We start from the raw sequence: 17,497 nt of genomic DNA, 5'->3' as shown, positions 1-17,497 counted from the left end.
GGGGGCATGAGCAATGGGCCCACCAGCGATATGCCGTCCTTCTCGTTGCCGGCCGGACTGCCGCGGCTCGACCGCTGCGCCGTGATGGGCGTGGTCAACGTCACGCCCGACTCCTTCTCGGACGGCGGGCTCTGGTTCGACGCCGCCAAGGCGATCGCGCACGGGCTGGCCCTGCGGGCCCGCGGCGCGGACCTGGTGGACGTCGGCGGCGAGTCCACCCGGCCGGGCACCCAGCGGGTGCCCGAGGACGAGGAGCTGCGCCGGGTGCTGCCGGTGGTGCGCGAGCTGGCCGCCGCCGGGGTGGTGGTGTCGGTCGACACCATGCGGGCCTCGGTCGCCGAGCGGGCCGTGGAGGCCGGTGCCGCGATCGTCAACGACGTCTCCGGCGGGCTCGCCGACCCGGCGATGGCCCGGGTGGTCGCCGAGACCGGCGCGCCCTTCGTGGTCATGCACTGGCGCGGGCAGTCCGCCGACATGGAGCGGCTGGCCGTCTACCGGGACGTCGTGCGGGACGTGGTCGGGGAACTGACCGGGCGGATGGACGCGCTGCTGGCCGCCGGGGTCAAGGAGGACCAGCTGGTCCTCGACCCGGGGCTGGGCTTCGCCAAGACCGCCGAGCACAACTGGGCGCTGCTCGGCCGGCTGGACGCGCTGACCGCGCTCGGCCGTCCCGTCCTCGTCGCGGCTTCGCGCAAGCGGTTCCTGGGTACGCTGCTCGCCGACCCGGAAACCGGGGAACTGCGCCCGGCCCGCGAGCGGGACGACGCGACCGCCGCGGTGTCGGTGCTGTCGGCCCGGGCCGGCGCCTGGGCGGTCCGGGTGCACGACGTGTCCGGTACGGCGGACGCCGTCCGCGTGGTCGCGGCCTGGCAGCGCGCGGCGCGGCTGGGGTGAGGGAGGGTCTGTGACAGGTGACGGCAGGGTGAGCGGCGGGACGGCCGGGAAGGCCCGGGAGGTGGACCTGGAGGCGGTGCTCGCGGCGAACCGGGCGTTCTACGAGGCGCTGGAGCGGGGGGACGTCGAGGCGGTCGAGGAGGCCTGGCTGGGGCCCGAGCACGCCGACGACAAGGGCGGCGTGGTCTGCGTCCACCCCGGCTGGCCGGTGCTGCGCGGGCGGGCACAGGTGACCCGCTCGTACATGCTGATCATGATGAACACGGAGTACATCCAGTTCTTCCTGACCGATGTCGAGGCCGAGGTGCACGGGGATGTGGCCCTTGTCACGTGCACCGAGAACATCCTCTCCGGGGGTGAGGCCGAGGAGGAGGGGGAACTCGGGCCGCTGGTCGGCGGAAAGGTCGTGTCGAGCAATCTGTTCCGTCGCACCCCGGCCGGGTGGAAGCTCTGGTCGCACCACGGTTCACCCGTTCTGACCAGCGGTGACGAGGACGACGAGGACTGATTCCGGGGGTCGCGGGAATTCGGTGCCGGGCGGTCGCCGGGGAATTTCCGGGTGGTCACCGAACGTTCACGTCAATCGCCATTTCGGTGCGCGTGGCGACGGTTCGTGCCGGGTAGGACGGTCAGGCGTTGTCCGCGCTCGCGGGTAGATTCGAAACGGAGTGGCGGGCGTGATGCCCGTCTTCGCCCTGCCCGTCCATGCCTTCCCCAGGGCGGGGCCCGTCCGACTGGGAGCAGTGATTCGTTTGCTGGACCGCGTCACCCTGCGGGGGCTGCGAGCCCGGGGCCACCACGGCGTCTTCGAGCGCGAGCGCGTCGAGGGCCAGACCTTCGTGGTCGATCTCGTGCTGTACCTGGACACCCGCCCCGCCGCGTCCGGAGACGACCTCACCCGCACGGCGCACTACGGCATCGTGGCCGAGGAGGTCACCGCGATCATCGCCGGCGAGCCGGTCGACCTGATCGAGACCCTGGCGCAGCGGATCGCCGACCAGTGCCTCAAGCACGACGCGGTCGAGGAGGTCGAGGTCACCGTGCACAAGCCGGACGCCCCGATCACCGTGCCGTTCGACGACGTGACCGTGACCATCCACCGGGGCCGCGCATGACCCCCACCGCGCGCCTGGTTTCCGATGCAGAGGGATTTCTTCGATGAACAGCAGTGACCCGATCGCCGAGCCGAACGCGTTCGACCTGGAGAGCCGGGTGGACTCCGCCGACACCACGCTGCACAGCCAGCGGTGTGCGGTGATCGCGCTCGGCAGCAACCTGGGCAACCGGCTGGACACCCTCCAGGGTGCCGTCGACGCGCTCGCGGACACCCCCGGGCTGAGGATCAAGGCCGTTTCGGCGATCTACGAGACCGAGGCCGTCGGCGGCCCGGAGGAACAGCCCAACTACTACAACGCGGTCGTGGTGCTGCGCACCTCGCTGCCCCCGCGGGACCTGCTGGAGCGCGGCAACGCGATCGAGGACGCCTTCGGACGGGTCCGGGAGGTCCGCTGGGGCCCGCGCACCCTGGACGTCGACATCCTGGCCTACGAGGGCGTGGTCAGCGAGGACCCGCAGCTGCTGCTGCCGCACCCGCGCTCGCACGAGCGTGCCTTCGTGCTCGCCCCCTGGCTGGACGCCCAGCCCGAGGCCGAGGTGCCGGGGCACGGGCTGGTCGGCGCGCTGCTGGAGGCGCTCGGCGGCCCGGACGCGCAGGGCGTGAAGCGCCGCGACGACATCCGGCTGACGCTGCCGGAGTAGCACCGCGCAGGACCCGGCCCCCGCGGCCGGGTCGGCCGGGGCCGCCGGATCGGCCGGGAACTCGGCGACCGGGCCCGGCCGTACGAGTAGATGTCCGCCCGTCCCGTCCCGGTACGGTGGCCTGACGCCGCCGCACCGGGCCACCGGGCGGGCGGTCGGCTCTGGCAACCCCGGGAAGGACCACCTCCGAGTGAAGCTGCTTCGCCTCCGTCTGCTGATCGGCATCACCGCCGCGACGACGGCGCTGTCCTGGGCCGGGTCCAAGCTGTGGGCGTCCCTGGACACGCTGCCGGCCGTACCGGCGGCGGCCCCGGTGGTGCTGGCGGCGGTGGCGGTGGTCCTGCTGGCGACCGCGCTCTCGCTGCGGGCCCGGTTGAAGGCGGTGCGCGAGCGGCAGCCCGGCGCGAAGGGGGTCGACCCGCTGCTGGCGGCCCGGGCGGTGGTGCTCGGCCAGGCCAGCGCGCTGGTCTCCGCGGTGGTCACCGGCATCTACGCCGGGGCCGGGATCTACCTGCTCGGCGAACTGGACGTGTCGGCGCGCAAGGACCAGGCGGTGACCGCCGGGCTCGCCGTGCTGGCGGGCGCCGCGGTGATCGCGGCGGCGCTCTGGCTGCAGCACGTGTGCAAGCTGCCGGAGGACCACGACGACCCGGGCGGTCCGGCGGCCTCGCACCGCTGACGGATCGGCCGGATCCGGTCGGACGGCGCTGAGCAGGCCCTTTTTCGTGATCTTGAGTGAAAAGCCGGGCACATGCGGTAAAAAATGCCCACTGTCAAGGGTGGAAGGGGACCCTGGGCTGACACGGCCCCAATTCGCACGCTAGTTTCTTGGCATGTCTCGCGGACGCCACCGTCATTCCTCCGTCCTCGGCCGGGTCTTTCCCCCCACCGCCGCCGGCGTGCTGCTGGTCGCCGCACTGGCCGCTCTGGTCTTCAGTCAGGACACCGTCCTGGTGCGCTCGGTGGGTGTCGCCGCACTGATCGCCACCCTCGGCTTCGCGGTGCTGCTGCGTCAGCGCGACAAGGCGGCCCGGGCGGCCGCCGAGATGTCCGCGGCGCAGCGGCTGCGGGCCGAGGAGCGCTTCGAGGAGCAGCTCGCCGAGGCCGAGTACGCGGCCGAGGTCGCCGAGGAGCGGGCCACCCGCTTCGGCCGGCGGCTGACGGCGGAGAAGTCGCGGCTGGCCAAGGCCGAGACCGAGATCGCCCGGCTGCTCCGGGAGCGGGCCGTGGCGGTCGCCGAGCAGGCGCTCAAGGACGCCGAGGCGGCCCAGCGGGCGCTCGCCGCGAGCCGCCCCAAGTACCCGGCCAGTCCGGCCGCGTTCGTGCGCGCCGCGTCCGTGCTGCGGCTGCTGGAGCGGCGCGCCGCCGAGCAGGAGGCCGAGCGGGAGCGCACGGCGGGCGCGGAGGTCGCGCTGCGGGCGCGGACGGCTCCGGCTGCTCCGGCCGCCTCGTCCGTCCAGGCAGCGCCGTCCGCTCGGACCGCTCAGGCCCGTCCGGCCGTGGAGGCCGCTCCGGTTCCGGGTGCGGTGTCCGTGCCCGCCCCGGTGGCGCCCTCGGTGCCGACCCCGGCGCAGGCGCCGGCCGGGCGGACCCCGGTGCAGCCCACGCCGCTGCGCCCGGCGCTGACCGCGACGGTGGGTCAGCTGGGCGGGACGCCGGGCGCCCCGGCCGTCGGGCCGGCCCCGGCGGAGCGGCAGCGGCCGCGTCCGGTCCAGTCCGGGCAGGTGCGCGGGCAGGGGTTCAGCTTCTTCGGCCGCGGCCAGGGCGCGGCGGTCCGGGCGGCCGTTCCGGCGCCGGCGGTGGGCAGCGTCGCCGAGCTGGGGGAGCGGGCGGACCTGGCGGACGTGGTGGGCGACGAGGCGGTCGCCGCGAAGGCGAAGGCCGAGGCGCAGGAGGCCCGGGAGGCTGTTACGGAGGTGCCGGTCGAGCACCCGGAGCACCTGGAGCAGCCGGTGCGCGCCGGGGGCGCCGAGCCGGGCGGGGTGACCGTGGTGGACCTGACGCCCGAGGACGAGACCGAACTGATCGAGCTCCCGGAGCTGCGCGCCTCGCGCTGAGCGGCCCGCCGCCGAAGGACAGCGACGTCGAAGGACACCGACGCCGAGGGGCGGGAAGTCGACCGACTTCCCGCCCCTCGGCGTTGCCGCCCCTGCTGCGTCAGATCTGGACGCCGAAGTCCTGGGCGATGCCGGCCAGGCCGGAGGCGTAGCCCTGGCCGACCGCGCGGAACTTCCACTCGCCGCCGTTGCGGTAGAGCTCGCCGAAGATCATCGCGGTCTCGGTGGCGGCGTCCTCGGAGAGGTCGTACCGGGCGATCTCGGCGCCGCCGGCCGCGTTCACCACGCGGATGTAGGCGTTCCGGACCTGGCCGAAGTTCTGGCCGCGGGCGGTGCCGTCGTAGATGGTGACCGGGAAAGTGATCTTGACGGCCTCGGCGGGCAGGCCGGCCAGGTTGACGTTGATCGACTCGTCGTCGCCCGCGCCCTCGCCGGTCCGGTTGTCACCGGTGTGCACGACGGTGTTGTCCGGCGTGCTGGTGTTGTTGAAGAACACGAAGTGCGCGTTGGACAGCACCTTGCCGTCCGCGTTCAGGACGATCGCGCTGGCGTCGAGGTCGAATTCGGCGCCGGTGGTGGTGCGGGTGTCCCAGCCCAGGCCGATGCTGACCGCGGACAGGCCGGGGGCCTCCTTGGTCAGCGAGACGTTGCCACCCTTGGAGAGGCTCACTGGCATGGCGATTGCAGTCCCTTCGTTCGCTTTTCCCGGGACAACGCGGTACTCGGTCGCCTTGGTTCCGGGGAACCCGTGAATTCTTCGTGGGCGTCAAAGCCGGGCAAAGGACGGGCAAAGCCTTGGCAGGGTCGGTCGGGTCCGGATGTCAGACCCGGGGGAAGCGGCCCTGCAGCGTCCAGATGTTCGGGTTGTCGGCCAGGTCGGGGTGCATGTCGAACAGGTCGGCGAGGGTGTCCTGGAGGAAGTCCCGGGCCTCGCGCCGCAGCTCGCTGTGCCGGACCACGGCCGGGGGCTCGTCGCGCAGCCAGGTCGCGGTGACCTCGACCCAGTTGAACCGGCGGGCGAAGCGCAGCAGCTCGGTGTTCTGGGTGAAGTCGAGGTCGGCGGTCTGCACCCGGGCGGCCCGGGAGCCGTCCGGGTCGCGGTCGAGCTGCTCGACGATGTCGCACAGCGCCCAGGCGAAGTCCAGCACCGGGACCCAGGCCCAGCGGGTGGAGAGTTCGGCGCCCTCGGCGTCCAGGTAGACGTCGCCGCAGAACAGGTCGTACCGCAGGGCGCGCACGGGGGCGGTGCGGTAGTCGGTCTGCGGGGGGTCGGGGAAGCGGTTGGAGAGGGAGTAGCCGAGCTCGATCACGTAGGCCATTGTCGGGGAGTGGGCGGGTAACCGATAACCGGGTGACCTCGGCGGGGGTCGCGCGGGATGATGGGCGCATGTCCGAGCCCATCCGCGTACGGGGGTCGGTGGTCGTCCCCGACGCCGAGCTCGTCTGGCGCTTCTCGCGTTCCTCCGGCCCCGGTGGCCAGCACGTCAACACCTCCGACTCCAAGGCGGAGCTGCGGTTCGACCTGGTCGCCTCGAAGGCGCTGCCCGAGGTGTGGCGCACCCGCGCCCTGGAGCGGCTGGCGCACCGCCTGGTGGACGGCCGGGTGCTGGTGATCCAGGCCTCGGAGTTCCGCTCGCAGTGGCGCAACCGGGAGGCGGCCGCGGTGCGGCTGGGGGTGGTGCTGAGCGAGGCGTGCGCGCCGCCGCCGAAGGCCCGCCGGGCGACCAGGCCGAGCCGGGGGATGGTGGAGCGGCGGCTGGAGAACAAGCGGCACCGTTCCGACCTCAAGCAGGGCCGGCGGTCGCCGCGCGGCGAGTAGGGCGGACCGCCGGGTGGTAGTGCCGCCTGGCGAACCGTTTCAGCCCAGCGTGCGGTAGCCGCCGCGGAAGTAGAGCAGCGGGCGGCCGCCGGGGGTGGGGACCACGGCTTCCAGCACGCGGCCGATCAGCAGGGTGTGGTCGCCCGCGGGTATCCGCTGTTCGGTGCGGCACTCGACGGTGGCCAGCGCGCCCTCGATCAGCGGGGCCCCGGTGCGGGCGCCGCGGTGGTGCGGGGTGTCCGCGAACAGCAGCCGGTCGCTGAGCCGGCCCTTCATGGCGAAGCGGGAGCCGAGCGCCTTCTGTCCCTCGGTGAGCACCGAGACCGCCCAGGTGTCGTTCCGGGAGAGCACCTCGTCCATCCGGGAGTCCTCGCGGACCGAGACCAGCACCAGCGGCGGGTCCAGGGACACCGAGAGGAAGGACGTGGCGGTCATGCCGACGTCCTCGCCGTCCTCCTCGTCGTGGACGGTCACCAGGCTCACGCCGGCGGCGAGCTGGGAGAGGGCTGCCCGGAACTCGTCGGGCGTGGCGTGGGGGGCAGCTTCGGGCTGCGGGGACGGATACACGTACCGCACGGTAGTCGTCGCTCCCGGGTGACGGCATCGGGCCGTGGTCGTAGGACCACGGCCGGGGGGTCGTGCCCGCCGCGGGCCGCCGTCACTCCCAGGGGTGAAGCGCGGGTACCGGCGGGTGCAGTCCGCTTGAGTCCGCGGCCCCCGTGGTCGACCACCAGGAATGTTCCGATGGCGGTTTATGTCCCGCTATGGGGCGGATGAACTGATTAAGGGCGCATTAGTCTTGTGTGATTTAAGTCACAAGTGGCGGCCTATTGCTGACCGAGCGTGCCGAACGCTGTGCTCCCTGTGATTCAGTTCTTCTGGCAATCGGACGATAACCAATCAAGAACTATCCGAAGCAGCCGGGGAGCCCCCGCATGGAAGCCGAGTCGGAGCCGTACGTCCGTCTCGCGACCCTCCGCACCTTGCACCGGGTCGTGGCGGACCTCAACGCTGCCCGCAGCCTGGCGGGCACGCTGCAGGCCGTCGTCGAGGGCGCGGTGCACGGACTCGGCTTCGACGCCGCCGCGGTCAGCCTGGTCCGGCCGGACGGCGACCTGGTGGTGGCGGCCGTCTGGGAGCTGGAGGAGAGCCCGATGGGCGGGCCCTCGGTGCTGCTCGGCCAGGTCGGCTCGCGGGAGTCCTGGGACCGGCTGCTCGGGGTCAGCGACCACTGGGGCACCCTGCGCTTCCTGCCGTACGACCGCGGCTGGGCCGTCGCCAGCGACATCCCGCGCTGGATCGGCGACGGACCGCTGCCCGTCTACGCCAACGACTGGCACCCCGCCGACGGACTGCTCGCCCCGATGTACAGCGCGGGCGGGGACCTGCTCGGCGTGCTCTCGGTGGACCGCCCGCGCAGCGGCAAGCGGCCCGGGGCGTGGACCCGCGAGGCCCTGGAGATGTTCTCGCTGCAGGCCTCCATCGCGATCGGCAACGCCCGGCTGCGGGCCGAGATGCAGCGCGCGCTGGCCCGGCTGGAGAAGGAGCAGCAGGCCCTGCGGGCCAGCGAGGAGAGCTTCCGGCAGGCCTTCGAGTACGCGCCCAGCGGGATGGCCATCACCGAACTCCACGGCGCCGGGCGCGGCCAGCTGACCAGGGTCAACGACGCGCTCTGTCGACTGCTCGGCCGCCCCCGCGCGGTGCTGCGCCAGCAGAGCTTCGCCGACCTCGTGCACCCCGAGGACCGGGCCCTGTTGGAACGCACCAGCGCCGAGAGCGGCCGGGCGGAGCTGAGGCTGTCCCGGCGGGACGGCGGCTACCAGTGGGTCTGCCTGCGCAACTCGATCGTGGCGGACGCGGCCGAGGGCCCGAGCTTCCTGCTCACCCACGTCGAGGACATCGAGGACCGCAAGCGCCACGAACTCCAGCTCGCCCACCGGGCCAGCCACGACGCGCTCACCGGCCTGCCCAACGGCGCCGAGCTCAAGGCCCGGCTGGCCCGCCGGCTCTGCGCCGAGCCGCAGCCGGTCGGCGCCGCCGCCCCCGCGCTGACCGCCGAGGTCGGCTACCCGCAGCCGTACGCCTACCCGGCCGACACCTACAGCGCGCACGCGGCGTACGAGGGCCTGGAGGGCGTGGACCCGTACCCGGGGCCGGTGCACGGCTACGGCGCGCTGGAGGGCGGGCCGGCGCCCGGGCTCGGCGCGGGGTACGGGGAGCACGTGCACGCCGTGGTGCCGGCCGAGTACGGGCCGAGCGGCGAGGCCTGGTCGGTGCCGTTCCGCTCCGGCCCGGCGGCCCCGGCCGACAAGGGGCTCGCGGTGCTCTTCTGCGATCTGGACGGCTTCAAGTCGATCAACGACCGGTTCGGCCACAACGCGGGCGACTCGGTGCTGGTCGAGGTCGCCCGGCGGCTGAGCGGGGCGGTCCGGGACGGCGACACGGTGGCCCGGCTGGGCGGCGACGAGTTCGTGGTGCTGGCCGACGGCATCGGCCGCGAGGAGGCCAAGGACCTGGCCCACCGGCTGCGCAACGCGATCATCCCGCCGATGCGGATCGACGGCCGGGCGATGCGGGTCGGGGTGAGCCTCGGGGTGGGCTGGGCCGGCTGCGGGATGAGCATCGAAGAGGTGCTGCACACCGCGGACGAGCGGATGTACGACGAGAAGCGGGCCCGGGGCGGGGCCGTGCGGGGCGCGCGCGGCGAGCGCTCGCACCGGCGCGCGGGCTGACGACGGGGCTCGCGGCGCCTGCTCAGCGGCCGGCGGGAGGGGGTGGGCGCCGGGCGCCCGGGAACGCGCAGGTTACCCACGGGTTGTCAAGGGTTCTTTTCCTGCTGTCAGGTACGGCAGGTAGGGTGCCCGGTACGACAGCGTCCATGATCTGCGCCGCCCGCGCGCGGCGCACACCGGATGGGGGAACAGACCACCGTGACGACCGCCGGCGACAACGGATTGCCCGAGGGCCAGGGGGGCGGTGCCCCACAGGACGACGACCCGTTCGGCTACCTCTACCGGCCGGCCGACGGCTCCACCGGGCAGCCGGCCGAGCCGCAGCAGGGGGTTCCCCGGACGTCGTACAGCCGCCCGATGGAGGTCGGCCGGGCGCAGTACGGTGCGCCGCGCGCCCAGCAGCCGCCGTACGGCCAGCCCGGTCCCGCGCAGCCGCCCTACGGCCAGCAGGGGATGCCCCCGCAGGGCCAGTACGGCCAGCCCGGTGTGCCGCCGCAGGCCGAGTACGGCGCGCCCGCCCAGCAGACCCGCTACGCCGAGCACTCCCGGCCGCAGCCGGGGGACGAGCGGCCGAGCAGCGGCCGGAGCAAGGGCGCCGTGATCGGTGCGGTCGCCGTGGTCGCGGCGATCGCGATCGGTGCCGGGATCGCGCTCTCCACCGGTGACCCGGACGCGGACAAGACCGCCAAGGGCGGCACCACCAGCGCCGCCCCGCCGGCGCCCAGCGGTGCCGCGACGCCGAGCGGGACCGGCTCGGCCTCGCCCTCGGCGAGCGCCACGGTCTCGGCCGGCCCGGCGACCGTGGACGCCGGCCAGTTGCAGGGGCAGAACGCGCCGTCCGGCAACAGCGTCAAGGGCGCCAAGTCCGCCGACGGCAGCTACCTGACGCTCCAGCAGGGCGGCACCGTCACCTGGAACGGCCAGATCGCCGCGGCCGGCACGTACAAGCTCACCGTGCACTACAACAACGCCGGCGGGGACGTGAAGGGCGCGGCCGCGGTCAACGGCAAGGACTGGCCGAACGGGCTGACGTACCGGAACTACTCGCCCGGCAAGGACCCGGCGTCGTCCTGGTACACCACCTGGATACTGCCGCAGTTCCAGGCCGGGGCGAACTCGGTCAGCTTCACGGTGCCCTCCGGGCCGATCCTGATCGACCAGATCACCGTCGAACCGAGCAGCTGAGGCCCGGTCGAGAACGCGGACGGCCGCCCACCCCCGCCGGGGGAGGGCGGCCGTCGCCGTTGTTCAGGCCGACCTGACGGTGGGGAAGCGGTCGCCGCCGACGGCCCAGCGGCCGCGGCGCATCACGGCGACCAGGTCGTAGGTGTCGGAGTCGAGGACGACGAGGTCGGCGAGCTTGCCGGTCTCCAGGGAGCCGACCGAGTCGGCGAGGCCGAGCAGGCGGGCCGGGGTGGCGCTGAGCGACTCGACGGTCTGGGCGAGGGACAGGCCGTTGACGGTCACCGAGCGCTTGAAGGCCACGTCCAGGGTGAGCGTGGAGCCGGCGATCGCGCCGCCCTCGACCAGCCGGGCGACGCCGTTCTCGACGCGGACCTGGAGGGGGCCGAGGGGGTAGAGGCCGTCGCCCATGCCGGCGGCGCCCATGGCGTCGGTGATGAGGGCGACCCGGTCGGGGCCGGCGGTGCCGTAGGCGAGGTCGAGGACGGAGGGGTGGAGGTGGACGCCGTCGTTGATGAGTTCGACGGTGACGCGTTCGTCCTCCAGGAGGGCGACGATGGGGCCGGGGGCGCGGTGGGCGATGCCGGGCATGGCGTTGAAGAGGTGGGTGGCGACGGTGGCGCCGGCGTCGATGGCTTCGAGGGTGGTGGCGTAGTCGGAGTCGGTGTGGCCGACGGCGGCGATGACGCCGAGGTCGGCGAGCATGCGGACGGAGTCGAGGCCGCCGGGGAGTTCGGGGGCGAGGGTGACCATCCTGGCGTGGCCGCGGGCGGCGTCGACGAGTTTGCGCACCAGGGCGGGGTCGGGGTTGCGCAGCAGGTCGGGGCGGTGGGCGCCGCAGCGGTTGTGGGAGATGAAGGGGCCCTCGAAGTGGACGCCGGCGAGGGTGCCGTCCTCGGCGAGTTCGGAGAGGACGGCGGCCTGGCGGGCGACTTCGTCGATCTCGCCGGTGACGGTGGAGGCGACGGTGGTGGTGGTGCCGTGGGCGAGGTGGGTGCGGGCGGCGTGCAGGGCCTCCTCGGCGATGCCGGAGGCGTAGGAGGCGCCGCCGCCGCCGTGGACGTGCAGGTCGACGAAGCCGGGGACGACGGTGTGGCCGGTCAGGTCGAGGTCGCCCGGTTCGGCTTCACCGCCGCTCGCCGCGGGGGAGAGGGCGGCGATGCGCTCGCCCTGGACGGCCAGGCGGCCGCCGTCGACGACCCCGCCGGGCAGGACGAGCCGGGCGCCGGACAGGGCAGTGCGGTCACGGTCCGCGCTGGTCACGCGGTCACCTCCATCGAGAGCAGGTCCCAGGCGAGCAGGCCGGCGCCCAGGGACGCGGCGGTGTCTTTGAGCATGGCGGGTACGACCTTCGGGGGCATCTGGAAGGTCAGGCGCTCGGTGACCGCAGCGCGCAGCGGGGTGAAGAGCGTGTCGCCGGCCTCGGCCAGTCCGCCGCCGACGATGACCGTGGACGGGTCGAGCAGGCTCTGGGCCAGCACGATGCCGTCGGCCAGCGCGTCGACCGCGTCCTGCCAGACGGCGCGGGCGCGGTCGTCCCCGGCGTCCACCGCGGCGGCGCAGGATGCCGCGTCGGCGTCGGGGTCACCGCTGGCCTCGGCCCAGGCGCGGGAGACGGCCGAGGCGGAGGCCAGCGTCTCCAGGCAGCCGCGGGCGCCGCAGCCGCACTGCGGGCCGCCGGGGCGGACCACGACGTGGCCGATCTCGCCGCCGAAGCCGTGCGCGCCGGCCTCGATCCGGCCGCCGATGCCGATGGCGCCGGCGATGCCGGTGCCGAGGGCGACGAACAGGAAGCGGTCGACGCCCTGACCCGCGCCGATCCGCCCTTCGGCCAGCCCGCCGGAGCGCACGTCGTGGCCGAGGGCGACCGGCAGGCCCCCGAGGCGCTCGCCGAGCAGCTCGCGCAGCGGGAGGTCGCGCCAGCCGAGGTTGGCGGAGAAGACCGCGATCCCGTTCTTCTCGTCGATCGTGCCGGGCACGGCCACGCCGGCCGCCAGCGGGGCGTGCCCGAAGCGGGCGCGGCCCTCGTCGGCGAGGTCGGCGGCGAAGCCGAGGATGGCGGCGACGACGGCGTCGGTGCCGTGTTCCCGCCCGGTCGGTCGGCGTGCTTCGAACAGCACGGAGCCGTCCTGGGCGAGCAGCGCGGCCTTCATGCCGGTGCCGCCTACATCGAGTGCGATGACGTGCTTCACGGAGGACAGTTTCCCTTGGTCGGGTCGAAGAGGTCTAGTCCAGTTGTCGGATTGGTCTGGTCCATACTGGGTGAGCTTTGTCTCGGCTGCGGCGGTGTGCGCGGCTTTGTGCCCCGGAGTCCGGCTGAGGGCCTCCGTTCGCCTGTTGTTGCGCATCGTGCAATGAACCAGGGCACTTCGGTAACTACTCGACGGGCGGGGGCGAGTGGTGTGGACCAGTGTGCGAGCGGTTTGGGAGTGTGGCGCTCCCCCCTGCCGGATTCCCTCGTCCGGCTGTAGTTCCCTCTGAAGGCGGTACCCGCGTTGGACAGGCGCGCCCACGTTTCCCTCCGTGTGCTCGGTACGGCGTTGGCCGGAGCACTGGTGCTCACCACGGTCAGCGCGTGCAGCGGGCAGGGCGACGGGCCGGTCACGCTCAAACTGGTCGCCGCGGACTACGGGGAGAACGCCGAGACCGGCTCCAAGCACTACTGGGACGAGGTCTCCAAGGCCTTCGAGGCGGCCAACCCCGGCATCAAGGTCCAGGTCGAGGTCGACAGCTGGACCGACATCGGCAAGAAGGTCGACGACATGATCGCGGCCGGGAAGTCGCCCGACCTGCTGCAGACCGGCGGCTTCGCCGAGCAGGTCGCGGCGGACCGGCTGTACGCGGCCGCGGACGTCCTCTCGATGGACACCCAGGCCAAGTTCATGGACAACTTCTCGCACGCCGGGCAGGTGCTGGGGACCCAGTACGGGATCCCCTTCGTCTCCTCCTCGCGGGTGCTCTTCTACAACAAGGCGATCTTCAAGCAGGCCGGGATCACCCAGCCGCCGACCACCTGGAACGAGCTGCGGGCCGCGGCCGAGAAGATCAAGGCCAAGGTGCCCGGGGTGACCCCGTACGGGCTGCCGCTGGGGCCCGAGGAGGCGCCGGCCGAGTCGATGCTGTGGACGCTGAGCGGGGGCGGCTCGCTCTCGGACGACGTCGGCAACTACACCATCGACAGCGACCAGAACCAGGCGACCTTCACCTGGCTCAAGAACAACCTGGTCAGCACCGGGCTGACGTACCCGGACCCCGGCAAGATGAACCGCACGCCGGTGTTCCAGGACTTCGCCTCCGGGAAGGTCGCGATGCTCAACGGGCACCCGACCCTGCTGCGGATGGCGTCCGCCGGGAAGATCGACTTCGGGACGGCGGTCATCCCGAAGAAGGACGGCGTGGGGAGGACCGGGAGCCTCGGCGTCGCGGACTGGATGATGGCGTTCAAGGCCAACGGGCACAAGAACGAGATCAAGAAGTTCCTGTCCTTCGTCTACACCAAGGACTACCAGCTCAAGTTCGACGAGCAGTACAACCTGCTGCCGGTGACCCAGGACGCCTTCAACCAGATGTCCTCGGACCCCAAGCACGAGGACCTCAAGCAGTTCGCGGTGGGGCTGACCAACGCCAGCTTCTACCCGTTCGGGGACCCGGCCTGGGGTGAGGTCAGCAACCGGATCAAGACGGGGATCGGGCAGGCCGTGACCGGGGACCCGAAGCAGGTGCTGCAGGGGCTGCAGGACGCGGCGATGAAGGAAGCGGGCCGGGTCCGCAAGCAGTGAGGCCCCCTGCCGGGGGCGGGGGGCTCACCGCGAGGGCCGGTGCCGGGGCGGGGTCAGGGGAGCGTGATCGCGTAGGCCTTGCGGAGGGTCTCGTGGACCGTCCAGGTGGTGCGGTCGCCCTCGCGCAGGACGGCGCAGTCGCCGGGGCCGACGGACAGGGTCGGGCCGCCCTCGATCTCGATGGTGGCCCGGCCGCTCAGCACCACGAACATCTCGTCGGCCTCGACGTCGGTGACCACGCCCGGGGTGATCTGCCAGATGCCGCGCAGCTGGCGGCCGTCGGGGGACTCGGCGAGGACCTTTCCGGTGACCTCGGGGGTGCCGGAGACGATCTGGGACGGGTCGAGGGGCTCGGGGTCGAGGTCGGCGGTGGGGATGTGGACGGCGAAGCTGGTCATGGGGGTGACGCTAGCCGGGCGGGGGCACCGGGGTGGGGGGCAGAGTGTGTCGGGGGCGCGTCCGAGAATGACACTTCGTAGGTCCGTGGGGGATGCGGGGGGATGTGCGGAGGTGGTGCGTGGTGGGCGAGCCGAGTGGGCTGAGTGAGCGGGACCGGGCGGTGCTGGCGCTGGAGGGGCGGCAGTGGCGGACGGCGGGGGCCAAGGAGCGGGCGATCCGGGAGGAGCTGGGGCTCTCCTCCACGCGGTACTACCAGGTGCTGAACGGGTTGTTGGACCGGGAGGAGGCGTTGGCGTTCGCGCCGGTGCTGGTGAATCGGTTGCGGCGGGTGCGGGAGGGGCGGCGGGGGGCGCGGTGACGGCCGCTGCGCGGGGCTGTTGGTGGGTGGGGGGCTTTCGGGAGGGTGGGTGGGTCCGGCAGCGCGTCCCTCTCGCCTCGGTCGGGTGGGGAGGGGGAGGGGGTGCTGTGGGTGGGGTGGGTGCGGGCTTCGCCCTGCGCGGGGCCGGGGTGGGGGTGCCGGTTCCGGGGCGGGGTATGGGTGTCGGTATGGGTCTTGACGAGATGGTGGTGCCGGCGACCGAGGCCGGGCGGGACGGGTTGCGGGCGGTTCTGGCGGCGCCCGGTGAGGCGGTGGTCGCCCTGGACTTCGACGGGACGTTGGCGCCGATCGTGGCGGATCCCTCGCGGGCGCGGGCGCATCCGGGCGTGGTGGGGGCGTTGCGGGGGTTGGCGGCGGTGGTGGGGGCCGTCGTGGTCGTGACCGGGCGGCCGGCGGGGTTGGCGGCGGAGTACGGGGGGTTCGCCGGGGTGCCGGGGCTGGTGGTGCTGGGGCACTACGGGGCCGAGCGGTGGGAGGCGGGTGAGCTCTCGGCGCCGGAGGTGCATCCGGGGGTGGCCGGGGTGCGGGGCGCGTTGCCGGGGGTGTTGGAGCGGGTGGGGGCGCCCGAGGGGACGTGGGTGGAGGACAAGGGGCGCTCGGTGGCGGTGCACACGCGGCGTACGGCGGAGCCGGAGCGGGCGCTGGAGTCGTTGCGCGGACCGGTGGGGGAGTTGGCGGCCGAGTACGGGCTGGTGGTGGAGCCCGGGCGGCTGGTGCTGGAGTTGCGGCCGCCGGGGGTGGACAAGGGGGCGGCGCTGACCGGGTTCCTGCGCGAGCGCGGGGCGCGGGCGGTGCTGTACGCGGGGGACGACCTGGGGGACGTGGCGGCGTTCCGGGCGGTGGAGGAGTTGCGGGGGCAGGGGCTGGCCGGGCTGTTGGTGTGTGCCGGCGCGGTGGGGGACGCGCCGGTGCGGGAGCTCGCCGACCTGGCGGACGTGGTGGTCGACGGGCCCGACGGGGTGGTGGAGCTGTTGGGGGCGCTGGGGGAGGCCCTCAGAGGGCGTTGAGCTGGTCGAGGAACCACTGCTGCGGGGGGAGCGCGGTGGCCGCGGCGGCCAGGCGCTTGGTGCGGTCGGCGCGTTCCCCGGGGCTCATGGTGAGGCCGGTGTGCAGGGCCTCGGCGGTGGCGATGACGTCGTACGGGTTGACGGTGAGGGCGTCGTCGCCGAGTTCGGCGTGGGCGCCGGCCTCGCGGGACAGGACGAGGGCGCAGCCGTGGTCGGAGACCACCGGGACCTCCTTGGCGACCAGGTTCATGCCGTCCCGGATCGGGTTGACGAGGGCCACGTCGGCGAGGCGGTAGGCGGCGAGGCTGCGCGGGAAGTCGTCGTTGACGTGCAGGATCAGGGGCTGCCAGGCGGGGGTGGCGAACTCGGCGTTGATGGCGGCCGCGAGGCGTTCGACGGCGGCGGTGTAGTCGCGGTACTCGGCGAGGTCGGTCCGGGACGGGTAGGCGAAGGCGATGTGGACCACCCGGTCGTGCCACTCGGGGCGGGTGCGGAGCAGGTGCCGGTAGGCCTGGAGGCCGCGGACGATGTTCTTGCTCAGCTCGGTGCGGTCGACCCTGACGATGGTGCGGCGGTCGCCGACGGCGGTGCGCAGGGCGGCGAGGCGTTCGTCGACGTCGGGGCGGTGGGCGCGTTCGCGCAGGAAGTCGGCGTCGGCGCCGAGGGCGTGCACGCCCAGGTGGGTGGTGCGGCCCCCGTGGGTGACGGTGAGGGCGGCCGGGTCGAAGGCGGCGCCGAGCAGGTCCTCGCAGCAGGCGGCGAAGGCGCGGGCCCAGCGTTCGGTGAGGAAGCCGGCCCGGTCGGCGCCGAGGATGCCGGTCAGGACGGCCCGGGCGACGTCGTCGGGGAGCAGCCGGTAGTACTCGGGCGGCGCCCACGGGGTGTGGGAGAAGTGGCCGATCCGCAGGTCGGGGCGGGCTTCGCGGAGCAGCGCCGGGGTGAGGGAGAGGTGGTAGTCCTGGACCAGGACGGCGGCTCCCGGGGCGGCCTCGGCGGCGAGGGCGTCGGCGAAGGCGGCGTTGTACGCCTGGTAGGCGGCCCACTCGGTGCGGAAGCCGGCGTCGAAGGAGGGCGCGGTGGGGGTCGCGTAGAGCAGGTGGTGGACGAACCAGAGGGTGGAGTTGGCGACGCCGTTGTAGGCGCGGGCGAAGGTCTCCGGGTCGATGTCGAGCATCCGTACGGCCTGTCCGCCGACCTCGTGCCCGGCGAGGTCGAGGCGGCCGGCGGGGGCCTCCCGGGCGGCTCTGCGGTCGGCGTCGCTCAGCGCGGCACAGACCCAGACGGCGGTGGGGTCGTCGATCGCGGACAGGCCGGAGACCAGGCCCCCGCCGCCGCGGCGCAGGGTCAGCGTGCCGTCGTCGGCGGTGCCGAAGGACACCGGTCCCCGGTTGGAGGCCACCAGGACGGGGGCGGTTCCGGTCGCACTCGAACGTTCGGTCGTGAGATCGCCCATGGTTGGGATGTTGCCGGGGGGTCGGGGCGGCAAACCCG

General features: G+C 73.6%; 19 protein-coding genes. 12 read left to right on the top strand and 7 right to left on the bottom strand.

Annotated features, from left to right (window positions below; translation table 11 throughout):
• The first annotated feature begins 6 nt into the window (after positions 1–6).
• From folP to ACFC1T_RS16000, 6 genes are all read left to right on the top strand, one after another.
• A complete protein-coding gene (folP, locus tag ACFC1T_RS16025; protein ID WP_375888738.1) occupies positions 7–894 on the top strand; it encodes a dihydropteroate synthase in 888 nt (295 codons plus the stop codon).
• A 28-nt stretch (positions 895–922) separates the two neighbouring features.
• A complete protein-coding gene (locus ACFC1T_RS16020; protein WP_188309659.1) occupies positions 923–1,402 on the top strand; it encodes a nuclear transport factor 2 family protein in 480 nt (159 codons plus the stop codon).
• A 247-nt stretch (positions 1,403–1,649) separates the two neighbouring features.
• A complete protein-coding gene (folB, locus tag ACFC1T_RS16015; protein WP_030288941.1) occupies positions 1,650–2,009 on the top strand; it encodes a dihydroneopterin aldolase in 360 nt (119 codons plus the stop codon).
• Positions 2,010–2,052: 43 nt separating this feature from the next.
• Positions 2,053–2,652, top strand: a complete 600-nt coding sequence (gene folK, locus ACFC1T_RS16010; protein WP_375888736.1) for a 2-amino-4-hydroxy-6-hydroxymethyldihydropteridine diphosphokinase — start codon at positions 2,053–2,055, stop codon at positions 2,650–2,652.
• A 190-nt stretch (positions 2,653–2,842) separates the two neighbouring features.
• Complete coding sequence (locus ACFC1T_RS16005; RefSeq protein ID WP_375888734.1) at positions 2,843–3,331, top strand: DUF3180 domain-containing protein; 489 nt, start codon at positions 2,843–2,845, stop codon at positions 3,329–3,331.
• 154 nt (positions 3,332–3,485) lie between these two features.
• Positions 3,486–4,709, top strand: coding sequence for a hypothetical protein (locus ACFC1T_RS16000; RefSeq protein ID WP_375888732.1), 1,224 nt, complete (start codon positions 3,486–3,488; stop codon positions 4,707–4,709).
• A 100-nt stretch (positions 4,710–4,809) separates the two neighbouring features.
• Here ACFC1T_RS16000 and ACFC1T_RS15995 read toward each other — a convergent pair whose 3' ends face one another.
• Both ACFC1T_RS15995 and ACFC1T_RS15990 read right to left on the bottom strand, forming a co-directional pair.
• The gene (locus tag ACFC1T_RS15995; RefSeq protein WP_375888729.1) at positions 4,810–5,385 is read right to left on the bottom strand and encodes a TerD family protein; all 576 of its coding nucleotides are present in this window, start codon (positions 5,383–5,385) and stop codon (positions 4,810–4,812) included.
• 145 nt (positions 5,386–5,530) lie between these two features.
• Entirely contained in the window at positions 5,531–6,028 is a 498-nt protein-coding gene (locus ACFC1T_RS15990) for a hypothetical protein (RefSeq protein ID WP_375888726.1), read from the bottom strand.
• A 68-nt stretch (positions 6,029–6,096) separates the two neighbouring features.
• Here ACFC1T_RS15990 and arfB point away from each other — a divergent pair, with 68 nt between their 5' ends.
• Entirely contained in the window at positions 6,097–6,528 is a 432-nt protein-coding gene (arfB, locus tag ACFC1T_RS15985; RefSeq protein WP_375888725.1) for an alternative ribosome rescue aminoacyl-tRNA hydrolase ArfB, read from the top strand.
• 39 nt (positions 6,529–6,567) lie between these two features.
• On the opposite strand, the gene ACFC1T_RS15980 is transcribed toward arfB, so the two are convergent.
• Positions 6,568–7,095, bottom strand: coding sequence for a flavin reductase family protein (locus tag ACFC1T_RS15980; protein ID WP_375888722.1), 528 nt, complete (start codon positions 7,093–7,095; stop codon positions 6,568–6,570).
• A gap of 368 nt (positions 7,096–7,463) precedes the next feature.
• Between ACFC1T_RS15980 and ACFC1T_RS15975 the strand changes: the two genes are divergently transcribed.
• A complete protein-coding gene (locus ACFC1T_RS15975; protein ID WP_375888720.1) occupies positions 7,464–9,260 on the top strand; it encodes a diguanylate cyclase domain-containing protein in 1,797 nt (598 codons plus the stop codon).
• A 198-nt stretch (positions 9,261–9,458) separates the two neighbouring features.
• Positions 9,459–10,445 carry a carbohydrate-binding protein gene (locus ACFC1T_RS15970; RefSeq protein ID WP_375888717.1) on the top strand — a complete coding sequence of 329 codons (987 nt, stop codon included), beginning with the start codon at positions 9,459–9,461 and terminating at the stop codon, positions 10,443–10,445.
• 63 nt (positions 10,446–10,508) lie between these two features.
• On the opposite strand, the gene nagA is transcribed toward ACFC1T_RS15970, so the two are convergent.
• Both nagA and ACFC1T_RS15960 read right to left on the bottom strand, forming a co-directional pair.
• Positions 10,509–11,705, bottom strand: a complete 1,197-nt coding sequence (gene nagA / locus ACFC1T_RS15965) for an N-acetylglucosamine-6-phosphate deacetylase (RefSeq protein WP_375888714.1) — start codon at positions 11,703–11,705, stop codon at positions 10,509–10,511.
• Positions 11,702–12,634 (bottom strand): ROK family protein, encoded by a 933-nt coding sequence (locus tag ACFC1T_RS15960; RefSeq protein ID WP_375888712.1) that lies wholly within the window; start codon positions 12,632–12,634, stop codon positions 11,702–11,704. The genes nagA and ACFC1T_RS15960 overlap by 4 nt, the downstream gene beginning before the upstream one ends.
• A gap of 348 nt (positions 12,635–12,982) precedes the next feature.
• Between ACFC1T_RS15960 and ACFC1T_RS15955 the strand changes: the two genes are divergently transcribed.
• On the top strand, positions 12,983–14,221 hold the full coding sequence (locus tag ACFC1T_RS15955) for an extracellular solute-binding protein (RefSeq protein WP_375888710.1): 1,239 nt from the start codon (positions 12,983–12,985) through the stop codon (positions 14,219–14,221).
• Between the two features lie 53 nt (positions 14,222–14,274).
• On the opposite strand, the gene ACFC1T_RS15950 is transcribed toward ACFC1T_RS15955, so the two are convergent.
• Positions 14,275–14,619 (bottom strand): cupin domain-containing protein, encoded by a 345-nt coding sequence (locus ACFC1T_RS15950; protein ID WP_375888707.1) that lies wholly within the window; start codon positions 14,617–14,619, stop codon positions 14,275–14,277.
• Positions 14,620–14,741: 122 nt separating this feature from the next.
• Here ACFC1T_RS15950 and ACFC1T_RS15945 point away from each other — a divergent pair, with 122 nt between their 5' ends.
• Both ACFC1T_RS15945 and otsB read left to right on the top strand, forming a co-directional pair.
• On the top strand, positions 14,742–14,978 hold the full coding sequence (locus ACFC1T_RS15945) for a DUF3263 domain-containing protein (RefSeq protein WP_375888705.1): 237 nt from the start codon (positions 14,742–14,744) through the stop codon (positions 14,976–14,978).
• Between the two features lie 188 nt (positions 14,979–15,166).
• On the top strand, positions 15,167–16,006 hold the full coding sequence (gene otsB / locus ACFC1T_RS15940; protein ID WP_375888702.1) for a trehalose-phosphatase: 840 nt from the start codon (positions 15,167–15,169) through the stop codon (positions 16,004–16,006).
• On the opposite strand, the gene ACFC1T_RS15935 is transcribed toward otsB, so the two are convergent.
• Positions 15,993–17,459, bottom strand: a complete 1,467-nt coding sequence (locus ACFC1T_RS15935) for a trehalose-6-phosphate synthase (RefSeq protein WP_375888699.1) — start codon at positions 17,457–17,459, stop codon at positions 15,993–15,995. The genes otsB and ACFC1T_RS15935 overlap by 14 nt on opposite strands.
• Positions 17,460–17,497: the final 38 nt, after the last annotated feature.

Source organism: Kitasatospora sp. NPDC056076 (assembly GCF_042266305.1).
In the GTDB taxonomy this organism is placed as follows: domain Bacteria; phylum Actinomycetota; class Actinomycetes; order Streptomycetales; family Streptomycetaceae; genus Kitasatospora.
Note: the sequence above shows the minus strand (reverse complement) of the source record. Positions and strands in the feature narration are given on the sequence as shown.

What these genes read in the sequence shown, in the direction of transcription:
- folP (WP_375888738.1), top strand. Translation starts at nt 7, where the DNA reads ATGAGCAATGGGCCCACCAGCGATATGCCGTCCTTCTCGTTGCCGGCC.
- folK (WP_375888736.1), top strand. Translation starts at nt 2,053, where the DNA reads ATGAACAGCAGTGACCCGATCGCCGAGCCGAACGCGTTCGACCTGGAG.
- ACFC1T_RS16000 (WP_375888732.1), top strand. Translation starts at nt 3,486, where the DNA reads ATGTCTCGCGGACGCCACCGTCATTCCTCCGTCCTCGGCCGGGTCTTT.
- ACFC1T_RS15995 (WP_375888729.1), bottom strand. Translation starts at nt 5,385, where the DNA reads ATGCCAGTGAGCCTCTCCAAGGGTGGCAACGTCTCGCTGACCAAGGAG.
- ACFC1T_RS15990 (WP_375888726.1), bottom strand. Translation starts at nt 6,028, where the DNA reads ATGGCCTACGTGATCGAGCTCGGCTACTCCCTCTCCAACCGCTTCCCC.
- arfB (WP_375888725.1), top strand. Translation starts at nt 6,097, where the DNA reads ATGTCCGAGCCCATCCGCGTACGGGGGTCGGTGGTCGTCCCCGACGCC.
- ACFC1T_RS15975 (WP_375888720.1), top strand. Translation starts at nt 7,464, where the DNA reads ATGGAAGCCGAGTCGGAGCCGTACGTCCGTCTCGCGACCCTCCGCACC.
- ACFC1T_RS15950 (WP_375888707.1), bottom strand. Translation starts at nt 14,619, where the DNA reads ATGACCAGCTTCGCCGTCCACATCCCCACCGCCGACCTCGACCCCGAG.
- otsB (WP_375888702.1), top strand. Translation starts at nt 15,167, where the DNA reads ATGGGTCTTGACGAGATGGTGGTGCCGGCGACCGAGGCCGGGCGGGAC.
- ACFC1T_RS15935 (WP_375888699.1), bottom strand. Translation starts at nt 17,459, where the DNA reads ATGGGCGATCTCACGACCGAACGTTCGAGTGCGACCGGAACCGCCCCC.